Origin of the sequence: Streptomyces sp. NPDC017979 (assembly GCF_044328175.1) — a bacterium.
In the GTDB taxonomy this organism is placed as follows: Bacteria; Actinomycetota; Actinomycetes; order Streptomycetales; family Streptomycetaceae; genus Streptomyces.
Genome location: NZ_JBIRGU010000014.1, coordinates 154,684 through 178,000 on the forward strand (window position 1 = coordinate 154,684; position 23,317 = coordinate 178,000).

The following is a 23,317-nucleotide window of genomic DNA, read 5'->3' on the forward strand; positions in this document are numbered from 1 at the left end:
GCATGGGGGGACCCCCAGCGCCCCTAAAAGCCCCTGGCCCGAGCCTGCAGACAAGAGGCGGGGGGCAGCGAATCAGGGGCGCGAGGAACTGCGCGAACAACCGCAGCGGGCCTGCAGCGGCCCATGCGCCGGAAAGACCACGGCGGGGGCGGCCAGAGGCGCTGGGGGTCCCCCCCGTGCCCGCAGGGCGCAGGGGGAGGAACTGCGCGAACGACCACCGACCCGCAGGGGGAAGGGCAGGGCTGCCGGGGGTGCGGAGGCCCGCGGGGCTCACAAGGTGAGCGAGAGGGCCATCGGCGCCGCGCTGCGGTTCAGCGCATCCGCCGCCGACCGCAATCGATGCGCGTGCTCCACCGGCATCGACAGCGCCAGGCACCCCACCGCCGCCCCCGCGATCAGCGGCACCGCCGCGCAGACCGTGCCCACCGCGTACTCCTGGAGGTCCAGCACCGGTACGGTCGCCGGCTGGCTGTCCAGCTTCGAGAAGAGCAACTGCTCGCTGGTGATCGTCCGCGACGTGAAGCGGGTGATCTTGTGCCGCGACAGGTGGTCCCGCCGACCGTCCCGGTCGAGCTGCGTGAGCAGGCACTTCCCCACCGCACTCGCATGCGCGGCAAAGCGGAAGTCCACGTACTCGTTCACCTTGGGCGTCAGCGGCCCGTCCGCGTACTGGGTGATCCGGACCTCGCCGTCGATGTACCGGCTCACGTACACCGCCGCGCCCACCGAATCGCGCAGCTCCGTCAGCGTGGCCTGGATCTTCTCCTCGATGGCGCGCTGCTGCTCGTGGCCGGAGCCGAGCAGGACGAGGGAGTCGCCGATGCCGTAGGCGCCGTCGGTGACCTGCTCCACGTAACCCTCGCTGCGGAGCATGTCGAGCATCGGCGCGAGGTGGGCCGGCGGCAGGCCGGTCTCGCGGGCGATCTGCTCCTCGGTGACGCCGCCGCGGTGGTTGGAGATCGTCTCCAGTACGCGCAGCACGTACTGGACCGACTGGAATGACACGGTCGGCTCGGGCTTGAGCACCACGGTCTCCCCCTAGCAGGTCGTCACCGCAAGCTTCGTTTACCACGATAGCGGTCAAGAGCCGCCACAAGTACGCCCGTTGGCCAGAATGCCGATGCCCGTCACCCCCACACGCTGGGGCTCATGTGCTTGGCATATGCCAGAGGAATGGTCCAGCGGGTGGGCGGATCGGGCGTTCGTGCAGGTGTTCTACAGGATGGCGCTCAGGAACTCCCTGGTCCGATCGTGCTCCGGCTCGGTGAAGATCTTGTCGGGGTGGCCGAATTCCAGCACCCGCCCCTCGTCGAACATCATCACGCAGTCGGACACGTCCCGGGCGAAGCTCATCTCGTGGGTGACGCAGACCATCGTCACGTCCGTGCTCCGGGCGATGTCCCGCAACAGGTCCAGCACCCCGGCCACCAACTCCGGGTCGAGCGCCGAGGTCACCTCGTCCAGCAGCAGCACCTTCGGCTGCATCGCCAGCGCGCGGGCGATCGCCACCCGCTGCTGCTGACCGCCGGAGAGCCGGCTCGGGTAACTGTCCGTGTACGCGCCGAGCCCCACCAGCTCCAGCAGCTCGCGGCCGCGCTCCTCCGCCTCGTCCCGGGAGAGCCCGAGGACGTGCACCGGGGCCTCGGTGATGTTCCGCAGCACCTTCATGTGGGGGAACAGGTTGAACTGCTGGAAGACCATGCCGATGTCCTTGCGGACCTCGCGGACGTGCTTGTCGCCCGCGGGCACGAGTCTGCCGCCCCGCTCCTCGTGACACAGGTGCCGACCGCCGACCTTGATCGTGCCTTCGTCGGGTTTCAGCAGCGTCATCAACAGCCGCAGGATCGTGGTCTTGCCCGATCCGGACGGCCCGATGAGGGTGACGTGCTTGCCGGGGTGGACCGACAGGTCCAGGGAGTCCAGGACCGTGCGGGACCCGAACCGCTTGGTGACGCCGTCGAACCGGATCAGGTCCTCGACCTGCGGCGCGGCGGGGGGCTTGGCGAGGGTGCTGTCAGTGGACAAGACGACGCTCCAATGCTCGCATGAGGAGGGATGCCGGGTAGGAGATGACGATGAAGGCGACGCCCACGACCGTGAACGCCTCCACGGTCAGGAAGGTCTCGGCGGAGAACTGACGCGCCTGGCCGAGCATCTCCATCACCCCGATCACGAAGATCATCGGAGTGTCCTTGAGCATCGCGATCACGTAGTTGCCGAGCGCGGGGGCCACCCGCCGCACCGCCTGCGGCAGGATCACCGTCCCCCAGGTGCGCGAGGCCGACAAGTTGAGCGCGGTCGCCGCCTCCCACTGACCCACCGGGACGCCGTCGATGCCGGCGCGGTACACCTCGGCGGTGTACGTCGAGTAGTGCAGCCCGAGGCCCACCACTCCGGTCACCATCGCGGAGAGCGTGAGCCCCCACTCCGGCAGTACGTAGTAGAGGAAGAACAGCTGCACCAGCAGCGGGGTGTTGCGGACGAACTCCGTCACCGCCGACACCGGCCAGCGCACCGCACGGTACGGCGAGCGCTGCGCCAGCGCCCACACCAGACCCAGCGCGAACGCCAACAGCGCACCGAACACCAGGGCCTGGAGGGTGACCCACAGCCCGTCCCAGAACCGCGGCATGAAGTCGCCGACCGCGGACCAGTCCCACTCCATCAGCCCTCACCTCCGGCCGTCGCCCGCACCCGGCGGCGCGCCAGTGCGCGGGCCGCCAGGGAGGGCTGGACCTCCTTGCCGAGCCCCGCCTTGGCGTGCCGCTCCAGCGCGCGCATGCCGCGGGTGAGCACGAACGCCAGCACGAAGTACATGAGCAGGACGACCGTGTACACGGGCGCGCTGTCACCGGTCGCGTTGCGCACCAGCGACGCCCCGAACGCGATGTCGGCCACGCCCATCACCGACACCAGGGCGGTCCCCTTCAACAGCTCGACCAACAGGTTGTTGAAGGGCGGGATCATCTCCGGCCACGCCTGCGGCAGCACGACCTTGCGCAGTTGCTGCGCCGGAGTGAAGCCGAGCGCGATGCCGGCCTCCCGCTGTCCGGGGGCCACGGCCGCGACCGCGCCCCGCACGACCTCGGAGCCGTACGCCCCGTACGTCAGACCCAGCGACAGGACCGCCGCCCACATCGGGACGAGCTGCCAGCCGAATCCCATCGGGAGCACGAAGAAGATCCAGAACATCAGGATCAGCGCCGACGTGCCCCGGAAGACCTCGAAGTACGCGCCCGCGACGAAGCGGACGATCCACAGCCGGTGCGTGCGCGCCAACCCGACGGCGAGGGCGACGAGCGCGGAGAGGGCCGCACTGGCGACGGTGAGCTGGACGGTGATCCACACGCCCTTGAGCAGGAGCTCCCACAGCCCGGGAGTGATGTCGCTCACGGTGCGCACCTCTCCTTCGCCCGGATCGTGGTCATCTGCGCTTCGCCGAAGCCGAAGGGCCGCATCAGCTCCAGCAGCTCACCGCTGCGCTTCAGCTTGTGCAGCTCCCGGTTGAAGGCGTCCCGCAGGTCCGTTTCCGGGGTGCGGAAGGCGAAGCCGCCGACGTCGATCACCGGCTCGCCGTCCACGTACGGGGTGACCTCCGCGGTCGCCTCGACCCGGGAGCTGCCCTTGGCCACGTTGCGCACGGCCACGATCGTGCCGGCGAACACGTCCGCCCGGCCCTGCTCGATCGCGAGGCGGCCGGCGAGCTGGTCCGGCAGGGTCGTGATGCTCTTGATCCCCGCCTCCTTGGCGTAGTCGATCTCCGCGTACCCGACCGCGGTGGAGAACCGGGCCCCGGACTTCGCCACGTCCTCGAAGCTGCGCAGGTTCTTCGGGTTGCCCTTGGGCACCAGGAATCCGCTGACGGACTGGTACTCCGGGTCCGAGAAGATCACCTGCTCGCAGCGGACGGGCGTGATGAACATGCCGGCGCCGACGACGTCGAACTGGAGCGAGTTCAGGCCGGTGATCAGCGAGCCGAACTCGGTGGGGAAGGGCTGCACGTCCTCGACGCCCAGCTCCTTGAAGATGCGCCGGGCGACCACCGGGGCGGACCCGGTCATCTTGCCGTCGGTGCCGATGTAGCCGTACGGCTGCTCACCGGCCAGCCCGAGGCGTACGGTCCCCTTCGCCCGCAACTGCTCCAGCAGCCCGCCGCCCCCGCTCTCGCCGGCGGTGGACACCCGGCTGCACGCGGTGGTCGAGCCGAGGACCCCGAGGGTGCCGAGCGCGGCAGCGCCGGTCAGCAGCGAGCGCCGGCCTATCCGTGGGCGCTGGGGCTCCTCGTGAGCCGTGGTGCGGGTGGTGTTCCCGGTCGTGCCGTGTCTGGTTCTCTCCTGTGGTCGAGCCATGACCGCGCGGCTACCCGAAAGACATGCAGGTATGCGGACCGGCGTACGGGGAAACCGGGCCGGGACCCGGGAATAACCGGAGGGACCCTCCCGTTGTCGCCCTGATGTACGTTTCTCGTCCGCGCACGAAGGGCTGAACCGGTGGACCACACAAGGCAGGAGACCTCCGGGGGCGACCCCGTCAGGGGCACGGCGCACGGCGCCGCGCCGGTGCCGTTGTCCGTACTCGACCTGGTCACCGTAGGTGAGGGTCGCACCGCGGGCGACGCCCTGCGCACCAGCGTGTCCCTCTCCCGGCTCGCGGAGGCGCGGGGATTCCACCGGCACTGGGTGGCCGAACACCACTCCATGCCGGGCGTGGCCTCCACCTCGCCGGCGGTGATCCTCGCCCACCTCGCGGCGCACACCTCCACCATCCGGCTCGGGTCCGGCGGGGTGATGCTGCCCAATCACGCGCCGCTGGTGATCGCCGAGCAGTTCGGCACCCTGGAGGCGCTGGCGCCGGGGCGGGTCGACCTCGGGCTCGGGCGGGCGCCCGGCACGGACGGCGCGACCGCCGCGGCCCTGCGCCGCACCGCGCGGCCGGGCGAGGGCGCGGAGGACTTCCCGCAGCAGCTCGCCGAGTTGACCCGGTTCCTCGACGACGACTTCCCCGACGGACACCCGTACGCCCGGATCCACGCCGTGCCCGGTCCCGTCCAGGGGCCCACCGGCCGGCCGCCGGTCTGGCTGCTCGGCTCCTCCGGCTTCAGCGCCCGGCTCGCCGGCGCGCTCGGGCTGCCGTTCGCCTTCGCCCACCACTTCTCGGCGCAGAACACCGTCCCCGCGCTGGAGCTCTACCGGCAGTCCTTCCGGCCGTCCGCCGTGCTGGACGCGCCGTACGCGCTGATCGGCGTGGCCGCGCTGGCTTCGCAGGACGAGGCGCAGGCCCGCCGCGAGGTGCTCACGGGCGCGCTGGCGATGCTCCAACTGCGCACCGGGCGGCCGGGGCTGATGCCGACGCCGGAGCGGGCCGGGGCGCACCGCTTCACCGCCGCGGAGCAGGACTTCGTCGACGGCTGGCTGACGAACATCGTGCACGGCACGCCCGACGCGGTGCGGGACGGGCTCGACTCCCTCCAGAAGCGCACCGGCGCCGACGAGTTGATGATCACCGCGAACGTGCACGGCGACGAGGTGCGACTGCGTTCGTACGAACTGATCGCGGACGCCTACGGGTTGCCGGAAGGGCCGCTTCCGCCTCGGCCGTGAGTCGAGGGGGGCTCGTCGCGGCCGAGGGGCGCCGCTGGATGGTTCATCGCTGAACAGTCCCCGAGATCGGTTAACTCCGCCCTTAACTGATCCTTAAAACGTGGTTAAAGCACTCGTCAGTGACGGTGAGGACTTCTTCATCTTTCTCATCACAACGCTCTGACGAGGGCTTTTACCGCGAAATTGGTCTAGTCCTTCTTTGCTGGAAGTTGGTCGAGACCATTGACTGAACGCCGGCCGGATCGCTATTTCTTTCTCCCGGCCCGTGTTGCACACAGCGGGTCCGCATCCCCACCAGTTCCCCCCACACACGGAGGCAGTTCGTGCGCTCCCGCAGACCCCTGATCGCGGCGGTGACGACGGCGGCAGTCGCCGCGGGCGTCCTCGCCGGCTTCGCCGCGACGGGCAACGCCAGCACGCCCGCCCAGGCGACGGCCGCCGCGCCGGCCAGCGCCGGGGTGAAGATCGCGTACTACGACCAGTGGAGCGTGTACGGCAACGCCTTCTACCCCAAGCACCTGGACACCCGCGGCATCGCCAAGAAGCTCGACATCATCAACTACTCGTTCGGCAACATCCACCCGACCGAGCTGACCTGCTTCCAGGCCAACAAGGCGGCCGGCGACGACAACAACCCCAACGCCGGCGACGGCGCGGGCGACTCGTACGCCGACTACCAGAAGAGCTTCTCGGCCGCGGACAGCGTCGACGGCGTCGGCGACAAGTGGGACCAGCCCATCGCGGGCGTCTTCAACCAGTTCAAGAAGTTGAAGGCCAAGCACCCCCACCTGAAGATCAACATCTCGCTGGGCGGCTGGACGTACTCCAAGTACTTCCACGACGCGGCGAAGACCGACGCCAGCCGGAAGAAGCTCGTCGCCTCCTGCATCAAGCAGTACCTCACCGGCGACGTCCCCAAGGCCGACGGCTTCGGCGGCCCGGGCACCGCGGCCGGCGTCTTCGACGGCATCGACATCGACTGGGAGTACCCCGGCTCGAACGGCGGCCACCTCGGCAACCACTACGGGCCCGAGGACAAGGCCAACTTCACCCTGCTGCTCGCCGAGTTCCGCAAGCAGCTCGACGAGTACGGCGCGGCCAACGGCGGCAAGAAGTACCTGCTGACCGCGGCCATGCCGGCCGGCCAGGACAAGATCAAGCACATCGAGACGAACAAGGTGGGCGCGTACCTCGACTACGCGAACATCATGACGTACGACATGCACGGCGCCTGGAACTCCACCGGCCCGACGTACCACCAGTCGCCGCTGTACTCGCCGCCGTCCGACCCGACCAACCCGATCGCGCCGGGCACCGAGAAGTACTCGGTCGACAACGCGGTCCGCGCCTGGATCGACGGCAGCCCCGCCTACGGCATCGCCGGCGGCTTCCCGGCGAACAAGCTGACCCTCGGCTACGAGATGTACTACCGCGGCTGGAAGAACGTCCCGGCCGGCGCGAAGAACGGTCTGGCCCAGTCCGCCAACGGCGGCAGCGCCCCGCGTCCGCTCAGCCAGGCGGCCGGCATCGCCAACTACAAGGAGCTCGGCGGCATCGTCGACAACCCGGCGACCACCTTCTGGGACGACGAGGCGAAGGCCGCGTACTTCTACAAGGACGGCGAGTTCTTCACCGGGCTCGACAAGCGGGCCATCGACGCCCGTGCCGCGTACGCCAAGAGCAAGGGCCTGGGCGGGGCGATGCTGTACTCCCTCATCGGCCTGGACGAGCAGACCAAGCTGCTGAACGACGTCGTCGCCGCGGTCGGCGAGAGCGTGCGGCCCACCCCGTCGCCGACGCCGAGCAACCCCAACCCCTCGCCGAGCAACCCGAACCCGTCGCCCAGCCCCGCCTGCGGCACCCCCTGGGCGGCCGCCGACGTCTACAACGCCGGTGCCGTCGTCTCCCACAAGGGCCGTTCCTACAAGGCCCAGTGGTGGAACCAGGGCAGCGAGCCGGGCACCGGCGGCGAGTGGGGAGTCTGGCGCGACCAGGGTCCCTGCTGAACACCGGGTGCCTACGCGGTGCCCCCCACAGCTAACCACCGCGTAGGCACCGCCCCCTAGAACCACTGCATTCCCCCCACAACACCGCCCCCGCCCGGAGATTCCCCGGGCGGGGGCGGTACCCATTCCCCGGCCCCCCGCGCGGCCCCGCGTCGGAACGATCGCACCCGCAGGGACACGGCGAAGGTGTCCAAGGGTGCTGCGGGTTGCCCGAGGAGTCCCGCCAGGCGGCGCGGGCCGCAGGGGCGGCCCGCGCAAGTACCCGCGCTCCGGGCTACGCCCGAAGCGCGGGGAGGGCGATCAGCTCCGCGATCCGCTCCGGCGGCAGCGCCTTCGCGTAGTGCCACCCCTGCCCCGTGTCACAACCGATCCGCCGCAACCGCGCCGCCTGCCCCGCCGTCTCCACGCACTCCGCGGTGACCGTGAGCCCCAGCCGGTGCGCCAACTGCACCAGCGCCTCCACGATCGTCTCGTCCGCCGGGTTCGGCGGCGCCTCGTCCTGGAAGGCACGGACGAACGACCCGTCCAGCTTCAGCACCGACACCGGCAGCCGGCTGAGGTACGCGAGGTTCGAGTACCCCGTACCGAAGTCGTCGATGGCGATCCGCACCCCCATGTCGCTGAGGTTCTGCAGCGCCTGGAGCGGCCGGCCCGCCGAGCCCATCACCGCCGACTCGGTCAGCTCCAGTTGCAACAGGTGCGCCGGCAACCCCGTCTCCGCCAGGATCTCCGCCACGTCCGCCACCAGGTCCGAGTCCCAGACCTGCCGTACGGCCACGTTGACGCTCATCACCAGCGGCCGGCTCCCCGGGTGCTCCTGTCGCCACCGGCGCGCCTGCCGGCAGGCCGTCCGCAGCACGTACCGGCCCAACTGCACGATGGAGCCGTCCTCTTCGGCGATCGAGATGAACCGATTCGGCGCCAGGGTCCCGAACTGCGGGTGCTGCCAGCGCACCAGCGCCTCCACGCCGTGCACGGCCCCGTCCGCGAGTCCCACCAACGGCTGGTACTCCACCACGAACTCACCGCGCTCCACCGCCGGCCGCAGCGAGGACGACAGCGCCTGCCGGGTCAGCCGGTGCTCGTTGCGCTCCGGGTCGAACAGGGTCCACCGGGCCCCGCCGTCCTCCTTCGCCCAGTACAGCGTGGTGTCGGCGGCCTGCATCAGACCGGTCGCCGTCGTGCCGGCCGCGCCCCGCTCCACGACTCCGATCGACGCCGTCACCGAAAGCTGCTGCCCGTCCAGCTCGAACGGCCGCTGGAGCGCGGCGAGCACGCACCGCGCGAGGTCGGACAACTGCTCCGTGCCCGTCGACTCCTCCACGAGCACCGCGAATTCGTCGCCGCCGAGCCGGGCCACCAGATGGCCGCCGCCGCAGCGGGGTGGCTCGACGCGGGCCGTGCACTCGGTCAGCCGGGCGGCCACGGCGGTCAACAGCCGGTCGCCGGTGCGGTGCCCCAGCGCGTCGTTGACCGCCTTGAACCCGTCGACGTCCAGGTACAGGAGCCCGATGCGCCCGGTGGAGTTGCAGTCGTACGCGGCGGACTCCAGCGCGGTGGTGAGCCGTTCGAAGAACAGCGCGCGGTTCGGCAGCCGCGTCACCGCGTCGTGCATCTCCAGATGGCGCACCCGGGCGCGCAGTTCGCGCCGGTCGCTGACGTCCGTGACGCACAACAGCGCGGTGCGCTCGTTGCCGGACAGCGGAGCGAGGTCGACCTCCACCCACAGCACCCGCCCGTCGGGGTGCTTCAGCCGTCGCGTACAGCGCAGTCGGGGGCGCCGCCGGCGCAGCACGTCGCGGTACGCCTGCCAGATGCGGCGGTCGGACGCCAGGTCGGTGAGGTCGGCGGCGCGCGCGCCGACCGGGTCTCGACCGACGAGTCCGGCGAAGGCGGGGTTGGCGCCGACGACGTGACCGTCGGGCCCGACGACCGCCATCGGGAGGGGGGCCGCGTCGAACGCGGTCCGGTACTCCCGTCCGGGCCCTGTTCCTTCGGGGGATCCGCTCACCGCATTCACTCCCGCAGTGCAGTTGTGTCGTGGATGTGGTCGGAAAGAGTCAGAGATCGGAGATCGGATGAACCGGGAAGACCGAGAGAGCTTCAGGGAGAGCAGGGAGGCGCTGAAAGACCGAAAAAGCTGAAGAAAGCTCAGGAAACGGACCCGGGGAAAGTGTGCCGATCATAGAGGCTGGCCTGTCGGCCGTTCCACCTCCGCCACTGGGGCGTCTGTCCTCGGCGCACTTTGACAGATCGTTTCTGCGTAAGTCTGCCCGACCTGGAGCACCCTTAAGTGTCGTTCTGATCCCGCGCTGACCGGACTGCGTCTTCCTGACGCCCGACGGAGCGCCGGCGGTGCCGGTTCTCGGGTGCTCCGGTATCGGCTCGATTGCGGCCCGGTTTCGGGCCGGTCACCTGACTGGGGCAGTGGAACTGGTCGTACGCCTTGAAATCACCACAAGGTGGTCGTCGAGGTGTCCCCATTTCGCAGCCGGAGGTCGACGTGGAGCGTCAGCAGCCATCCCCGGGTCCGCCCGGGGGAGTGCAGGGCGGCCGAATGTTCGATTGTCGATACCCGGCCGATCTGGAGGGACGGGAGTTCCCCGAGCTTTCTGAGCTGCCCGAGCTTCCTGAGTACGACGCTGGGCCTCGTGGGCCCGTTGGGTCGGAGGGGTTCACCCGGGGCGGCGGAGGCGTACGGAGGGGGCGGCACGCGCCGGGCGGCCGGGCCGGCCCCGGCGGGCGCGGCGGCTCCGGCGGCGGGCCCGGTGGCCCCGGCCCCGGAAGCGGCAGCGCCGGCGGTGACGGCGGCGGAGAGCGCCGGCGCGCCCGCAGCGCCGCGGCCGCCCTCACCTCCCTCATGGCGCTCGCCGCCACTTCGCTGGTGGCCGGCCCGGCCGTGGCCAAGACGTCGTCGGCCTCCTGTGCCCTGCCGCGTACCCAGGCGCACCACTCCCTCGGCCTCGACACCTGGAACGACTCCTACCCCCGCCCCGTCGAGGACCTGGACGCGGTGATGGTGTTCCTGTCCTTCCCGGACTCCACCCCGCGCACCACCCCCGCCGAACTCGCCGCCGACCACTTCCCCTCGACCAGCGCCTACTTCGAGCGCGCCTCCTACGGCCGGTTCAGCCTGCGGGCCCATCCGGAGCGCGACTGGGTGCGGATGCCGAAGCCGTCGTCGGCGTACGACATAAGCCGTGACTGGGAGCCGGCCCTGCGGCGGGCGTACCTGCGGGACGCCCTCGACGCCGCCGACCGGCAGGTGGACTTCTCCCGGTACGACGTGGTCTACCTGGTCGCCGACCCCGACGCCCCCGGCGTGGACTCCGACGCCACCAAGGTCGTCAACTTCGAGCGCCCGCTGACCTACGACGGGACGGAGCTCAGACGCGTCGTCACGGTCTTCGAGCAGCACCCGCCGGACCGCAACGTGCTGGCCCACGAGACGGGGCACGTCTTCGACCTGCCCGACCTCTACCACCGCCCGGTGGACGGCAAGGGTGACTGGGACACCCACGTCGGGGACTGGGACGTCATGGGCAGCCAGTTCGGCATGGCCCCCGACCTCTTCGCCTGGCACAAGTGGAAGCTGGGCTGGCTGGACGACCGCGACGTGCGCTGCGTCACCCGGCCCGAGTTGATCACCCTGGAGCCGGTCGGCGCGGAGCCCGCGCCGGGCGGGGGGCTCGGCACCCGGCTGGTGGTGGTGCGCACCGGTACGGACTCGGCCCTGGCGATCGAGGCGCGCGGCGCCGTCGGCAACGACCGGACGACCTGCACGGAGGGCGTGCTGCTCTACCGGATCGACGCGGAGGCGGCGTCCGGCGGCGGCCCGGTGGAGGTCGTCGACACCCACCCGGACACCGACGCGTGCTGGGACCGCTCGGTCTACCCGCGGCTGGCCGATGCGCCGCTGGGGGTCGGCGAAACGTTCACTCTCGCCGGGGCCTCGGGGGAGCGCACCCGCATCGAGGTGGCCGACCGCACGTCGACGGGCGCGTGGACGGTGAAGGTCACGCCCGGCTGAGACCTCGGCGGTGGGACCCCGAGGGCAACACGGAGAAGCGGAACACGAAGAAGCCCCCCGCTGTCGCGAGGGGCTTCTTCCGTCTGTGCGCCGCCAGGGACTCGAACCCCGGACCCGCTGATTAAGAGTCAGCTGCTCTAACCAACTGAGCTAGCGGCGCCTGCTGACGTCGTAGACATTAGCACCCGGGTCCGCGGGACGAGAAATCGATGCCCGCAGGCCCGGGGCGACCGCGGCGCGGGCCGCGCGGACGCACGCCCACAGCAGCACGTCGGGCCCGGGCAGCCAGGGGTGCCGGGTCCCCGGGGCGACCAGCCAGCGCGGACCGCCGCCCTCCGCCGCGTCGTCCCCGGCCACGAGCGGCGGGACCGTCACCGCGTCCCCGGTCCCGTGGTAGAGCAGCGGCGGTACGGAGGCGCCCCACTCCTCCCACGCCAGCAGGGCCGGCAGTCGACAGGCGGTGCCGGGTGCGGCGAACAGCAGCATCCGGCCCCGGTGGGCGGCGACGGGCCCGGAGCCCGGCCCTTCCTCCCAGAGGCGGTCCAGCATCTGCCGTCCGAAGACGGCGGGCACGTTCACGACGTCGAAGACCGTGCCGCAGGGCAGCACCGCGGGAGCGGACGGTCGGCTCTCCCAGTGCGTGAGCAGCGAGCGCGGATACGTTCCTGCAGAGACGAGCCAGCTGGCGCCCTGCGCCGTGACCTGGGCGACGTGCTGCTTGCGCTCCTCCGCCAGGAGGGCGAACAGGTCCGTCGGGCGCTCCTCCTCGCCGACGGACAGCAGCAGGTCGTGGTCGTCTCGCAGCGATGCACTCATGGCACCTACGTCTACCGGTTGTGACCGCATGGTTCCAGAGTGTCCCCAAAGCGAGGACAACGTGGCGCGACGCGGGGTATCGTGCCGCCCCGGCATATGCCAGATGTGAAGTTCCCGGGCAGATTCGTCCGGGTGTTCGCTAGGGTGCGGCTCCACTCGCTCGTACGTTCGCGTCCGCGCGCGCCCTCGTGACGCACCCACAGGGAAACCGCGGCTGCGTCCAGAGGTGCAGGGGCGTGCGCGGGACTTTGCGGACACGGCCTCACAGGGCAATGCGCTCAGGGCGTGCCGTTGCGCAGGCCGCGCCCGAACTCGATCATCTTCTTCGCGTAGTCCTCGGTCCACCCCGCCCGCTCCGCGATGTCCGCGGGCGTCAGCCGGTCGAACCGCCGCGGGTCGGCGAGCTGCGCCGCGGCGAGCGCCTGGTACTCCACCGCCCGGTCCGTCGCCGCCCGGAACGCGAGCGTCAGCTCCGTCGCCCGCGCCAGCAGCTCCCGCGGGTCATCCATCGACTCCAGGTCGAAGAAGTGCTCCTGGTCCGCGGCCACCTCCGCAGGCTCGAACAGCAGCGCGGCGGGCCGCGGCTTGCGTGGCTGCGGGTGTTCCGTCATGGCACTTCCTTCGGTCCGGGCGGCGTGCGGGGCGCACCGCGAGGGGGCCGTGCACCGTCCCCGCTCGCGACCGCTCCATTCTCCCGCCCTCCGCAAGAGGGCCGGTCGGCGCTTACGCCTGGTCCTCCAGGTGCGCGATGTCGTTCAGGCGGACCAGCGCCGGCTCCCCGTACGCCCAGCCCAGCAGGGACAGCGACGTCGGGGCGAGGTAGATGCGCGCCGCGAACGCCGCGTCGAAGCCCAGCCAGCGGGCGCACAGCACCCGCAGCACGTGCCCGTGCGCGAAGAGGAGCACGTCCCGGTCGGCCGAGCGGGCCCACGCCACGACCTCGTCCGCCCGCGCGGTCACGTCCGCCAGCGTTTCGCCGCCCATGACGCCGTCGCGCCAGATGACCCAGTCGGGCCGCCCGTCCGCCTGGATCTGCGGGGTCGTACGGCCCTCGTACGCGCCGTAGTCCCACTCCATCAGCGCGTCCCAGGGCGTCGCCCGGTCGCCGAATCCGGCCAATTCGCAGGTCTCCGAAGCCCGGGCCAACGGGCTGGTGCGGACCTCCACGTCCGGCAGCCCCTCCCAGGGGGCCCGGCGCAGCCGCTCGCCCAGCAGCTTCGCCCCGCGCCGCCCCTCTTCCAGCAGCGGAATGTCCGTACGACCGGTGTGCTTGCCGAGTCGGGACCATTCGGTCTGACCGTGTCGGACGAGCAGGACGCGTGGTGCCATGGTGCAAAGCCCCCTGAGTTCGGTGGTGGCCTCTCATCATCGTGCACCCGACAGGTACTCGTCGTACACGTGAACGTGCGTCGACCCGGGCGCAACCTGAGGGACACTAGGGGCGTCACTCCGGAAGTCGGCACCCACCGACCGAGCGCCGCCCCTTACACCGTACGGTTGACCGGTGGCCACCGACCCACCGGAGCATGAGGGGGGAAACCTACGGATGTCGTACATCACGGCTCGCCACCGGCCACGCTGGTGGGCCGAGCTTCTGCTGATCGCGGTGGTCTACTGCGCGTACTCGGCCGGCCGGCTGGTGGCCCGCGGTGACGTCTCGACCGCGGTCGACAACGGCCTCGCCATACTCCGGGCCGAGAAGGCGCTCTATCTGGACTTCGAGACCCCGCTGAACGACCTCTTCACCGAGGTCCCCGCGATCGGCATCCCCGCGGACTTCATCTACGCCTCGCTCCACTACCTGGTCACGCCGATCATCCTCGTCTGGCTCTTCCGGCGCCGCCCGCTGCGCTACCGCGCGGCCCGCGCCTGGCTGATGATCTCGACGCTCCTCGGGCTCGTCGGCTTCACGTTGATGCCGACCTGTCCGCCGCGGTTGCTGGACGCGACGCACGGCTTCGTCGACACCATGGCCCAGTACAGCTCGTACGGCTGGTGGGGCGGCGAGGCGAGCGCACCGCGCGGCATGGGCAATCTGACCAACCAGTACGCGGCGATGCCCAGCCTGCACGTCGGCTGGTCGCTGTGGTGCGGCGTGATGCTCTGGCGCCACGGGCGCACCCCGCTGCTGCGCTGGCTGGGCGTGGCGTACCCGCTGGTCACCACGATCGTGGTGATGGGCACCGCGAACCACTACTTCCTCGACGCCGTCGCCGGCGCCGCGGTGATGGGCCTGGGCCTGCTGCTGACGCGGCCCGCGCTGCGGGTGCTGGACCGGATCCAGGGCCGCGCGGGCGGGGCGTCCGTCGTGGCCGGTGGTGCTGACGGTACGCCCGAGGGCGCCGAGGCGGCCGGTGAGCAGGAGCCGAAGGGAAACGCGGAGGGTGCGGAGGGCGCGGTGAGCGGCGCCGGGACGCCCCGGCCGTCCCGCGAGCCGCAGAACTCCCCACCGTCGGACGGGACATCCCCCGACGCCGCCGACGACACCGGATCCCCGATTGTCGGTGCGGGGTGCCAGACTTCCCCGGGTGAGCGAATCCCTGGACAGCGGACCACCGCGGCAGGCCCCTCCGCGGGAGCCGGCGACAGCACTCCGGCAGCGGCTCGCTGAGCTGCGCGGCCCCGCCGCACGGCCCAAACCGCTGGACGCCCGAGCCCTCGCCGCCCTCGCGGCCAACCCCGGCTGCGAGCGGCGCGCGCTGTTGGACGGCGCCGGGGTGGACAAGACCGCGCTGGCCGCCGCCCTCGGTTCGCCGTCCGGTTTCGGCCAGTCCCAGTTCGCCTTCATGCGGGGCAACGCCTTCGAGGCGCGCGTCACCTCGGACGGCGGCGCCGCGCTGATGAAGCTCCTCGGCGTCGATGAGGGCGGGGCCTTCCGGCTGCCCGACCTCACCGCGGCCGGCCCGGAGGGCCGCGCGGCCCGCACCGCGCTGGCCCTGCGGGAGGCGACCTCCGCGGCCGAGTGGACCCTGCTGCGCCACCCCCTGCTGGCCCTGGAGATCGCCGGGTCCCCCGCCTACCTGGAGCCGGACGCGGTCGTCGTCCACCCCGACGGGCGGTGGACGGTCGTCGAGATCAAGTCGTTCCCGATGATCGACGCCGCCGCCGACGCCGCGAAGGTGGGCGCCGCCGCGCGCCAGGCCGCGGTGTACGTCCTCGCGCTGGCACGGGTCGCGGCCCGCACCCCCGGCGCCGAGGTCGCCCACAGCGTGCTGCTGGTCTGCCCCAAGGACTTCTCCAACCTCCCCACCGGGTCCGCGGTCGACGTCCGCAAGCAGGTGGCCGTCACCCGCCGCCAGCTCTCCCGCCTCACCCGCATCGAGGACATCGCCGCCGCCCTCCCCGAGGGCACCACCTTCGACCTCGACCGCACCCCGGCCGAGCTGACGGCCGCGGTGTCCGAGGTCCCCGCCGCGTACGCCCCCGAGTGCCTCTCCTCCTGCGAGCTGGCGTTCCACTGCCGCGACCGCGCCCGCTGCGAGGGCGCCGTCGAGTCCCTCGGCCGCTCCCTCCGCGGCGAACTGGGCGGCCTGACCACCATCGGCGCGGTCCTCGCCGCGGCCCGCGGCGAAGCCGGCGACCCGGACGACCCGGCTGTCGCGGCCCTACGCCGCGCGGCAGCACTGCGCGCGGACGCCCTCTCGACGCCCCGTTCGACCACGGACGCCCTGCCGGCGCCCGGTGCGGCGAAGGCGCAGGGCGTGCCCGCGGCAGGCGGTACCCACGGCCCGGTGCGGGACGTCCGGCCGTCGCCGGGCGACCCCGCGGCCCGTCCGCCGCACCCCCGCTCCGGCAGGGACCACAGCACCCGCGAAGGACACGCATGAGCCTGATCACCACCCTGGCGCGGCTCGAAGCCGTCGAGTCCGGGCGGGCGCAGCCGCTGGCGACCGTGCGGCATCGGCACGTGGCGGACCGGCCGCTCGTCTTCGTGCCGTTGACGACCGCGGGCGAGGCCGGGGCGCCGCTGGGGGCGCTCGTCGGGACCGAGCGGGACGCGCCGCGGCTGCTGACCGTCGCGCAGCCGCGCGACCGCGAGCTGCGGTTCGCGTTCCTCGCCGAGCTGGCCGACGTCGTACTGCCGCACCTCGACGCGTACGCCGACGACGTCGAGCTGATCGAGCGCACCGCGGCCGACCCCGAGACCGGCAAGCGGACCACCGTCGAGGCGGAGCTGTGCGCCGACGCGCCGCAGATCGTGGTGCCCGGCCGGGCCGGCGTCGAGTTCGTCCGGCTGCTCGGCCGCTCCATGCGCTTCCGTCGCACCTCCGAGCAGGACCCCGACGCGCCCTACCCGGCGCCCCCGCGGGTACCGCTCCTCGGCCGCTGGTTCACGCACTACGGGGAGCGGGCCCGGGTCCCCGGCTCGTCGCTGCTGCTCGCCGCCACCGACCTGCTGAACCGCCACTGGGCCACCGGCCAGTCCTCCCTGGAGGACCAGCACCTGGGCGCGCTGCTCGCCTGGATCGACCCGCCGGCGGGGGAGTCGGGCGCGGACGCGGCGCTCCGCGCCGAGCTGGGCCGGGACGGACAGGGCCAGTTGCTCTGCCCGCCCGCCGGCCCCGCGACCGACCCCGCGTTCGACAACCGCCTCCTCGCCCCCGCCGTCGAGAGCTACGACCGGCTGCGGCTGCGGCTGGCCGCCGCCGAGGAGGGCGCGCACGCGGAGGGCTGGCTCGGCGAACTCTCCGTCGCCGAGCGGGAGATCCGCCGACTGCTGGCGACCCAGTTGAAGCCCACCTGGGACGCGGTGTGGCACGCCCTGGACCTGCTGCGCCGACTGCCCGATGGCGCCCGCGTGCCGGACCGCTGGACGCGCGACCGCTGGTCCTTCACCGCCCACCGCGACCGGGTGCGCGCCGGCGAGCCGCCCCAGCCGCGCCGCGACGACGCCGTGACCGCCGCCCGCAAGCTCGCCACCCGCGAGACCGCGCAGGCGGAGTTGGAGGCCCAAGAAGCCCTGGACGACCCCCTGGTGCTCGCCGGCCGTCGGCTCAACGGCGAGGCGTTCACCTGCGAGGTCACCGAAGTCGTCATGGCCTGGTCGGAGTCGAAGCGCCCCGCGCCCCGACCGCTGGTCACCGTCCGCACCGACGACCGCCCCCACCTGGGCGAGCGCGTGAAGGCGTACCGCTCCCTGGACGGCAAGCCGCAGTCCGCCGAGTTCGTCCGACAGGAGCCCGACGGCGCGCTCGTGCTGCGGCTGCTGGACCGCATGGGCCGCGCCAAGGAGCCCGCCGAGGGGTCCGTGCCGGAGAAGGGCGACCGGATCGCCTGGACCCTCTTCGAGCACGACCAGCGCGGCGGACCCAAGCTGCCCGAGCCGGAAGACACGCCGTGGACGCACGGCGGCCCGCCGACCGCGTCCGCGGAGGACCCGGACCCCGTGACCCCGGAGGACATCCTGTGACGATCCTTCCCGGCCCGCCCCGCGTCCCCGGGGCCGCCCCGTCGGGCGGTGCCCCCGACGGCGTCGCCGACCGCGCGTTCGACGCGGCCGCGGCGGCGGCCCGCGCCACCGAGGCGATCCTCGCCGACACCCTGCACGGCACCAGCCGCGGCGTCGTCGTGGACTCCCCGCCCGGCGCCGGCAAGTCCACCCTCGTCGTCCGCGCCGCCCGGGAACTGGCCGCGGCCGGCCACCCCCTGATGGTGATCGCCCAGACCAACGCCCAGGTGGACGACCTGGTGCTCCGGCTCGCCGAGAAGGACCCCGAACTGCCCGTCGGCCGGCTCCACAGCAGCGACCCCGACCCCTACGACAAGGCCCTCGACGACCTGCCGTCCGTACGGAAGTCGGCCAAGGCGGCGGACCTCGTCGGCCAGGACGTCGTGATCTCCACGGCCGCGAAGTGGGCGCACGTGCGGGGCGTCGAGCCCTGGTCGCACGCCATCGTCGACGAGGCGTACCAAATGCGCTCCGACGCGCTCCTCGCCGTCGCCGGACTCTTCGAACGCGCCCTGTTCGTGGGCGACCCGGGGCAGCTCGACCCCTTCGCGATCGTCGGCGCCGACCAGTGGGCGGGGCTGTCGTACGACCCCTCCGCCAGCGCGGTCTCCACCCTGCTGTCGCACAACCCGGACCTGCCGCAGCACCGGCTCCCGGTGTCCTGGCGGCTGCCGGCGTCCGCGGCGCCGCTGGTCTCCGACGCGTTCTACCCGTACACCCCCTTCCGCAGCGGCACCGGCCCCGAGGACCGCCTCCTCTCCTTCGGGGTGGCGTCCGACGGCTCGGCGTACGACCGGGTCGTCGACGAGGCCGCGGCGTCCGGCTGGGGCCTGCTGGAGCTGCCGGCGCGGCACACGCCCCGCACGGACCCCGAGGCGGTCCGCGCCGTGGCCCGGGTGGTGCGGCGGGCGCTGGACCGCGGGGGCGCGGCGACGAGCATGCGGGGGGCGGAGCCGACGCCCGTCACGGCCGACCGGATCGCGGTCGGCACGGCCCACCGCGACCAGGCGGCGGCGATCCGCGCGGCCCTCGCGGAACTCGGCGTCCACGACGTCACGGTGGACACCGCGAACCGCCTCCAGGGCCGCGAGTTCGACCTCACGGTCGTGCTGCACCCGCTCTCGGGCCGCCCCGACGCCACGGCCTTCCACCTGGAGACCGGCCGTCTGTGCGTGCTCGCCTCGCGCCACCGCCACGCCTGCGTCGTCGTCTGCCGCGCGGGCGTCGCCGACCTCCTGGACGACCACCCGTCCACGGAGCCGGTCCAACTCGGCGTCCAGGTCAAGTTCCCCGACGGCTGGGAGGCGATGATGTCCACCTGGGACCAATGGTCCTCCCACCGCGTCCCGCTGCGCGGGGCGTAGCGCGCCGCGGCCGGACGTGTCCCCTGACGCGCCTGCCCTCTCGCCGTTGCCCCGCGAGTACGTCGACCTCCGCGGCCCGGTGGCGGGCTGTTCGCGCAGTTCCCCGCGCCCCTGTTTCGCTGCGCCCGTCATCTGTCTGCCGGCTGAGGGCAGGGGTTTTAGGGGCGCGGGGAACTGCGCGAACAGCCACAGTGCACCCGCGGAGGCCAACGCGCCCGCGAAGCAACGGCGGTGGTGGCCAGCGGGTGCCCGAGGGCCCCCGGGTGCGGGCAACCCCCGGGGTCGGCTGGCTGCCCGCAGGGGGTTACGCGCGGGGGAGGAGGGACTCGCAGCGGGAGAGGAACGTCGGGACGCCCTCCGCCCCCCGATGCGGGGCCAGCACCGTCGCCGTGGTCGCGACCATGGACTGGATCCGCGCCGAGTGGACCCCGTCCAGCAGGTCCAGCACCCCGTGCCCCGCCTCCGCCGCTTCGTCGTGCGCACCGCCGTGCGCCAGCGACGTGGCGAGTTCGGCGCGGTACAGCGCGAGGTTGCGGGTGAAGCGGTGGTCCTGGAGCTCCGCCGCGCGCCGTGCGTGGTGCACCGCGCGCGCCCACGCCCCCAACCGGGCCCAGCACTGCGCCTGGAGGAACTCCAACTCGGGCTCGCCGAAGAAGGACATCCACTCCGGGTCCGCCGCCGCGGCGCCGCGCGCGAAGTGGGTGTGGGCCCGCCCCAGGCACTGCTCGCAGCCCGCGCGGTCACCCAGCCCCGCCCAGCCGCCCGCCTCCCGCAGCGCGAGCAGCGACAGCAGCCGGGGCGACCCCAGGTCGTCCGCCGCGCGCTGGCCCGCCTGCGCGCAGCGCACGGCCTCCCGGTGCCGCCCGGCGTCCCGCGCCAGGAAGGACGCGTTGGAGAAGGCGTGCGCCTCCAGCGCCGCGTCCCCGGCCATCCGCGCCGTCGCCAGCGCCTCCGCGTAGTGCGAGCGCGCGTCGGCCACCCGACCCGAGTCGTGGGCCAACCAGCCCACCGAGAGCGCGAGTTCGCCCGCGCCGGACTGGAGCCGGTCCATCGTCGAACTGCGCGCGGTCAAACCGGCGTCCAACAGGACGTACGCCGCCCGCAGCGGCTGCGCGGCGCGCTGGTACAGCCCGTCCGCCCCGTGCCGGTCGTCCAGCAGTCGGATCCGCCGTACGGCGTCCTCGACGGCGAGGACCTCGCTGTCGCCGATGCGCCGGCCCGTGGGCCCGGCACCGGGCTCCGGCAGGGCGCTCAGTACGGCGCCGAGCCCGAGTCCGAAGGAGGCGGCCGCCACCGTGGCGGAGCCGCCCGTCATGAATGCGCGACGCAACACGTCGCTCTCCTCGTCGTTCTTGCTGTCGTCGGTGCTGTCGGCAGTGCCTTGGGCCGCGGCCTCGACCGCGGGGTCCGCCGCGGTGACTGCCGTGCTCCGGGCGGCGTCGGGCCGTGCCGGAGCGCGCCCCCCGCCCCGTACCCGCTCCCTGGCCGTGAAGCCGAGGTCCGTCAGGTCCAGCCCGGGGAACATGTGCCGGAACACCCGCTCGTACGCGTAGTTCGGGCAACGGATCTCGCCGGCCTCGACGCGCCCGATGTAACGGGCGTCGCACGAGACCTGCTCGCCGATCTCCCGGGCCGCCTTGCGCACGACCGCAGCGAATTCACCGGGGGAGCGCTGGCCGCGCAACCGCCGGAAGGCGAGGTTGGGAACCGCCCGCGATGCCCGTGACGACGACGCCATGGCCGAGCCCTCTCTGGTGCAGCCGTGTTCCCGGCGAGGCATGAACGTACCGGCTGCTGCGCCGGTTTCGCCGGGGGTTTGACCGCAAAGCTGACCATAAAGGCGATAACTCCCCCGGGATCTGCCATGAAGTGCCATCCTTTGCGGCGGAGTGTTGCCGTAGCCCTTGACGCCCCCGGGCGTTGAACCCCTTGGAGGCGCAATCCGTGTCTCGTGGTGAGCGAGGAGGGGATCCCCTTGTTGGAGACCGGCGTCGACGGCGGCACGCGAGAGCCCGTGGCGGCCGTCAGCGACCAGGAGCCGTGCGATCTGGTGACCGTCCCGACCCGACAGGGCCTCGAAGCAGTCGACATCCTGCGGCGCACCGCCGCTCCCGCGGTCGGTCCCGTCCTGCACGACGGCGACTGCGACACCCTCGGCTTCCTCGTGCCGTCCGGCACGGCCGGCGACTGGGACGTGCCCGGCAGCGCGTGCACCCGGACCGAGGGGCCGCTGCCGCGCCTCCCGGGGCACCAGGCCGCCCGGGCGACCTGCGACCGGCGGTGGCTGCTGCCGCCCGGCGGCGGGGAGGAGGTCACCGACCCGGAGGTGCTGCGGGAGGCCCTCGGCGAGGCGGCCCGGTTGATCGAGGCAGTCGACCGATGTAGCTGACGCCCCCGCGCCGCACCGCCCTCCCCCCATCAGGCGAAACGCTTCTTCGATGTCGATAATGGGCGGATGGCGAAGAGCGGTCGGCGGCGCGGAGAGGAATCCGTGGTAGCCCGGGTGGACGGCGGTACGGCGGAGTTGGTGCCGGACCCGGAGCGTCAGCGTGCCTGGACGCTGCTGCTCGACGGCGCCCCGCAGTCCCACGTCGACCTGGCCGACCCGACGCACCTGTCCTTCGCGTACCAGCGGCGCCTGGGCCACGTGGCCGATCTCGTGGCCCCGCCGGGCCGGCCGGTGCGCGTGCTGCACCTGGGCGGCGGCGCGTGCACCCTCGCCCGGTACGTCGCGGCCACCCGGCCCCGCTCCACGCAGCAGGTCGTCGAGGTGGACCAGGCGCTGGTGCAGTTCGTCCGCGCGCACCTGCCCTGGGACGCGCGGGCCCGGATCCGGGTGCGGACCGCCGACGCCCGCGCCGCGCTCGGCAAGCTGCCGGACGCCTGGGCGGACCTGGTGATCGCGGACGTGTTCAGCGGTGCCCGCACCCCGGCGCACCTCACCAGCGTCGAGTTCCTCGGTGAGGTCCGTCGGGTGCTGGCGCCCGGGGGTTGGTACGCGGCCAACCTCACCGACGGCCCGCCGCTGGCGCATCTGCGAGCCCAAGTCGCCACCGTCGCGGCCTCCTTCGGCACCTGTGCGCTGGCGGCCGACCCGGTCGTCCTGCGCGGGCGGCGCTTCGGCAACGCGGTGCTGCTGGGCGCGGACGGCGAACTGCCGATCGCGGAGCTGACCCGGAGGGTGGCGAGCGATCCGCACCCGGGGCGGGTGGAGCACGGCCGTGCCCTCCTCGACTTCACCGGGGGCGCCGCCCCGGTGAAGGACGCCGACGCCCGACCGTCACCCGCGCCGCCCCCCGACGCCTTCCGCTGAGCCGACCCGGGGGACCGTGCGTCAGGGCGAGTTGTAGAACTCGATCTTCGGCGGACCCGCGTTCCACACGCAGAACACCGACTGTTCCTTGCCGTCCTTGGTGAAGGTGGCCCGGATCCAGGTCGGCTCCTTCCAGACCTGCACTTGCCAGCCGGGGTTGGGCGTCGCCAACTCCAGCTCCGCCGAAGCCTCGTGCAGGATGAAAACGACCCGGCCGCCCTCGACCGTCTCGCCCCGGATCTCCCCGGACGGCTTCGCCGGCGGGCCGTCGGACGCGGTGGTCGGCCGGTCCGCGGCCGGCCGTTCGTCGCTCGGCCGGGTGGACGAATCACGGTCCTTCACGAGCGAAGTGCCCGGCGCCTTCCCCGGGTCCGCCTCGCCCTTCTTGTTCCCCGGCTCCTGCGCCGAGGACGTGGGCGGGGGCCGATGGGTGCTGGAGACGCGGGGCTTGGCCTGGGTGGTGGGAGTGTCCCCGGCATTGATGGGCACGGCGCGCGGTCGGTCGTAAGCGGTCCCGGACATCACCGTGTGCACGCCCCACCACGTCAGCGTGACCGCCGCCCCGGTGGACAGCGACCACGCAATGGCATGTACAAGTCCTCTACGCATCGGGGCCATACTGCACCACACAACCCACTCGTGTCCCCAAGAGGATGGGCTTGCTCCGCATATCACGCGGTCGTCAACTACCGCGCCGCGATGGCGAACGACTGCGCGAACGGTCACTCGGGTGGGCCCC

The 23,317-nt window shown here is 72.7% G+C and carries 20 protein-coding genes and 1 tRNA gene; 9 read left to right on the plus strand and 12 right to left on the minus strand.

Annotated elements, in window-relative coordinates:
- Positions 1-270: 270 nt before the first annotated feature.
- The 5 genes from ACH4E8_RS29205 to ehuB all read right to left on the minus strand — a co-directional run bounded on the left by ACH4E8_RS29205 (position 271) and on the right by ehuB (position 4,349).
- Positions 271-1,029: an IclR family transcriptional regulator gene (locus ACH4E8_RS29205; RefSeq protein ID WP_398453754.1), complete on the minus strand. Its 759-nt coding sequence runs from the start codon at positions 1,027-1,029 to the stop codon at positions 271-273.
- A gap of 186 nt (positions 1,030-1,215) precedes the next feature.
- Positions 1,216-2,025, minus strand: coding sequence for an ectoine/hydroxyectoine ABC transporter ATP-binding protein EhuA (ehuA, locus tag ACH4E8_RS29210; RefSeq protein ID WP_398453756.1), 810 nt, complete (start codon positions 2,023-2,025; stop codon positions 1,216-1,218).
- Entirely contained in the window at positions 2,015-2,665 is a 651-nt protein-coding gene (ehuD, locus tag ACH4E8_RS29215; protein ID WP_398453758.1) for an ectoine/hydroxyectoine ABC transporter permease subunit EhuD, read from the minus strand. The genes ehuA and ehuD overlap by 11 nt, the downstream gene beginning before the upstream one ends.
- Positions 2,665-3,393: an ectoine/hydroxyectoine ABC transporter permease subunit EhuC gene (gene ehuC / locus ACH4E8_RS29220; protein WP_398453760.1), complete on the minus strand. Its 729-nt coding sequence runs from the start codon at positions 3,391-3,393 to the stop codon at positions 2,665-2,667. The genes ehuD and ehuC overlap by 1 nt, the downstream gene beginning before the upstream one ends.
- Positions 3,390-4,349: an ectoine/hydroxyectoine ABC transporter substrate-binding protein EhuB gene (gene ehuB / locus ACH4E8_RS29225; protein WP_398453763.1), complete on the minus strand. Its 960-nt coding sequence runs from the start codon at positions 4,347-4,349 to the stop codon at positions 3,390-3,392. Before ehuB ends, ehuC begins: the two co-directional genes overlap by 4 nt.
- Before the next feature lie 141 nt (positions 4,350-4,490).
- Between ehuB and ACH4E8_RS29230 the strand changes: the two genes are divergently transcribed.
- Both ACH4E8_RS29230 and ACH4E8_RS29235 read left to right on the plus strand, forming a co-directional pair.
- Positions 4,491-5,600, plus strand: a complete 1,110-nt coding sequence (locus ACH4E8_RS29230) for an LLM class flavin-dependent oxidoreductase (RefSeq protein WP_398453765.1) — start codon at positions 4,491-4,493, stop codon at positions 5,598-5,600.
- A 323-nt stretch (positions 5,601-5,923) separates the two neighbouring features.
- Positions 5,924-7,606: a glycosyl hydrolase family 18 protein gene (locus ACH4E8_RS29235; protein WP_398453767.1), complete on the plus strand. Its 1,683-nt coding sequence runs from the start codon at positions 5,924-5,926 to the stop codon at positions 7,604-7,606.
- Positions 7,607-7,880: 274 nt separating this feature from the next.
- Here the strand turns inward: ACH4E8_RS29235 and ACH4E8_RS29240 are convergent, their stop codons facing one another.
- Positions 7,881-9,626 (minus strand): putative bifunctional diguanylate cyclase/phosphodiesterase, encoded by a 1,746-nt coding sequence (locus tag ACH4E8_RS29240; RefSeq protein WP_398453769.1) that lies wholly within the window; start codon positions 9,624-9,626, stop codon positions 7,881-7,883.
- 537 nt (positions 9,627-10,163) lie between these two features.
- Between ACH4E8_RS29240 and ACH4E8_RS29245 the strand changes: the two genes are divergently transcribed.
- Positions 10,164-11,636 (plus strand): M6 family metalloprotease domain-containing protein, encoded by a 1,473-nt coding sequence (locus tag ACH4E8_RS29245; protein ID WP_398453772.1) that lies wholly within the window; start codon positions 10,164-10,166, stop codon positions 11,634-11,636.
- A gap of 86 nt (positions 11,637-11,722) precedes the next feature.
- Here ACH4E8_RS29245 and ACH4E8_RS29250 read toward each other — a convergent pair.
- From ACH4E8_RS29250 to ACH4E8_RS29265, 4 genes are all read right to left on the minus strand, one after another.
- Positions 11,723-11,796 (minus strand) — tRNA-Lys (locus tag ACH4E8_RS29250).
- A complete protein-coding gene (locus tag ACH4E8_RS29255; RefSeq protein WP_398453774.1) occupies positions 11,787-12,452 on the minus strand; it encodes a bifunctional DNA primase/polymerase in 666 nt (221 codons plus the stop codon). The genes ACH4E8_RS29250 and ACH4E8_RS29255 overlap by 10 nt, the downstream gene beginning before the upstream one ends.
- Before the next feature lie 278 nt (positions 12,453-12,730).
- The gene (locus tag ACH4E8_RS29260; protein WP_361534676.1) at positions 12,731-13,063 is read right to left on the minus strand and encodes a hypothetical protein; all 333 of its coding nucleotides are present in this window, start codon (positions 13,061-13,063) and stop codon (positions 12,731-12,733) included.
- Between the two features lie 112 nt (positions 13,064-13,175).
- A complete protein-coding gene (locus ACH4E8_RS29265) occupies positions 13,176-13,781 on the minus strand; it encodes a histidine phosphatase family protein (protein ID WP_398453776.1) in 606 nt (201 codons plus the stop codon).
- Positions 13,782-13,998: 217 nt separating this feature from the next.
- Here ACH4E8_RS29265 and ACH4E8_RS29270 point away from each other — a divergent pair, with 217 nt between their 5' ends.
- Genes ACH4E8_RS29270 through ACH4E8_RS29285 form a run of 4 tightly spaced genes read left to right on the plus strand, consistent with a single transcriptional unit; the run spans position 13,999 to position 19,265 of the window.
- The gene (locus ACH4E8_RS29270; protein WP_398453778.1) at positions 13,999-15,063 is read left to right on the plus strand and encodes a phosphatase PAP2 family protein; all 1,065 of its coding nucleotides are present in this window, start codon (positions 13,999-14,001) and stop codon (positions 15,061-15,063) included.
- Complete coding sequence (locus ACH4E8_RS29275; RefSeq protein WP_398453779.1) at positions 14,981-16,279, plus strand: hypothetical protein; 1,299 nt, start codon at positions 14,981-14,983, stop codon at positions 16,277-16,279. The genes ACH4E8_RS29270 and ACH4E8_RS29275 overlap by 83 nt, the downstream gene beginning before the upstream one ends.
- A complete protein-coding gene (locus tag ACH4E8_RS29280; protein WP_398453781.1) occupies positions 16,276-17,862 on the plus strand; it encodes a hypothetical protein in 1,587 nt (528 codons plus the stop codon). The genes ACH4E8_RS29275 and ACH4E8_RS29280 overlap by 4 nt, the downstream gene beginning before the upstream one ends.
- 2 nt (positions 17,863-17,864) lie before the next feature.
- Positions 17,865-19,265 carry an AAA domain-containing protein gene (locus ACH4E8_RS29285; RefSeq protein WP_398453954.1) on the plus strand — a complete coding sequence of 467 codons (1,401 nt, stop codon included), beginning with the start codon at positions 17,865-17,867 and terminating at the stop codon, positions 19,263-19,265.
- Positions 19,266-19,569: 304 nt separating this feature from the next.
- Here ACH4E8_RS29285 and ACH4E8_RS29290 read toward each other — a convergent pair whose 3' ends face one another.
- On the minus strand, positions 19,570-21,003 hold the full coding sequence (locus ACH4E8_RS29290) for a tetratricopeptide repeat protein (protein WP_398453783.1): 1,434 nt from the start codon (positions 21,001-21,003) through the stop codon (positions 19,570-19,572).
- Between the two features lie 213 nt (positions 21,004-21,216).
- Here ACH4E8_RS29290 and ACH4E8_RS29295 point away from each other — a divergent pair, with 213 nt between their 5' ends.
- Positions 21,217-21,654, plus strand: coding sequence for a hypothetical protein (locus ACH4E8_RS29295; protein WP_398453785.1), 438 nt, complete (start codon positions 21,217-21,219; stop codon positions 21,652-21,654).
- 66 nt (positions 21,655-21,720) lie between these two features.
- Entirely contained in the window at positions 21,721-22,578 is an 858-nt protein-coding gene (locus ACH4E8_RS29300) for a spermidine synthase (protein ID WP_398453787.1), read from the plus strand.
- 21 nt (positions 22,579-22,599) lie between these two features.
- On the opposite strand, the gene ACH4E8_RS29305 is transcribed toward ACH4E8_RS29300, so the two are convergent.
- Positions 22,600-23,100 carry a hypothetical protein gene (locus ACH4E8_RS29305; RefSeq protein ID WP_398453789.1) on the minus strand — a complete coding sequence of 167 codons (501 nt, stop codon included), beginning with the start codon at positions 23,098-23,100 and terminating at the stop codon, positions 22,600-22,602.
- Positions 23,101-23,317 lie beyond the last annotated feature (217 nt).

What these genes read in the sequence shown, in the direction of transcription:
- ehuD (WP_398453758.1), bottom strand. Translation starts at nt 2,665, where the DNA reads ATGGAGTGGGACTGGTCCGCGGTCGGCGACTTCATGCCGCGGTTCTGG.
- ehuB (WP_398453763.1), bottom strand. Translation starts at nt 4,349, where the DNA reads ATGGCTCGACCACAGGAGAGAACCAGACACGGCACGACCGGGAACACC.
- ACH4E8_RS29245 (WP_398453772.1), top strand. Translation starts at nt 10,164, where the DNA reads ATGTTCGATTGTCGATACCCGGCCGATCTGGAGGGACGGGAGTTCCCC.
- ACH4E8_RS29255 (WP_398453774.1), bottom strand. Translation starts at nt 12,452, where the DNA reads ATGAGTGCATCGCTGCGAGACGACCACGACCTGCTGCTGTCCGTCGGC.
- ACH4E8_RS29260 (WP_361534676.1), bottom strand. Translation starts at nt 13,063, where the DNA reads ATGACGGAACACCCGCAGCCACGCAAGCCGCGGCCCGCCGCGCTGCTG.
- ACH4E8_RS29265 (WP_398453776.1), bottom strand. Translation starts at nt 13,781, where the DNA reads ATGGCACCACGCGTCCTGCTCGTCCGACACGGTCAGACCGAATGGTCC.
- ACH4E8_RS29270 (WP_398453778.1), top strand. Translation starts at nt 13,999, where the DNA reads ATGTCGTACATCACGGCTCGCCACCGGCCACGCTGGTGGGCCGAGCTT.
- ACH4E8_RS29280 (WP_398453781.1), top strand. Translation starts at nt 16,276, where the DNA reads ATGAGCCTGATCACCACCCTGGCGCGGCTCGAAGCCGTCGAGTCCGGG.
- ACH4E8_RS29290 (WP_398453783.1), bottom strand. Translation starts at nt 21,003, where the DNA reads ATGGCGTCGTCGTCACGGGCATCGCGGGCGGTTCCCAACCTCGCCTTC.
- ACH4E8_RS29300 (WP_398453787.1), top strand. Translation starts at nt 21,721, where the DNA reads ATGGCGAAGAGCGGTCGGCGGCGCGGAGAGGAATCCGTGGTAGCCCGG.
- ACH4E8_RS29305 (WP_398453789.1), bottom strand. Translation starts at nt 23,100, where the DNA reads ATGTCCGGGACCGCTTACGACCGACCGCGCGCCGTGCCCATCAATGCC.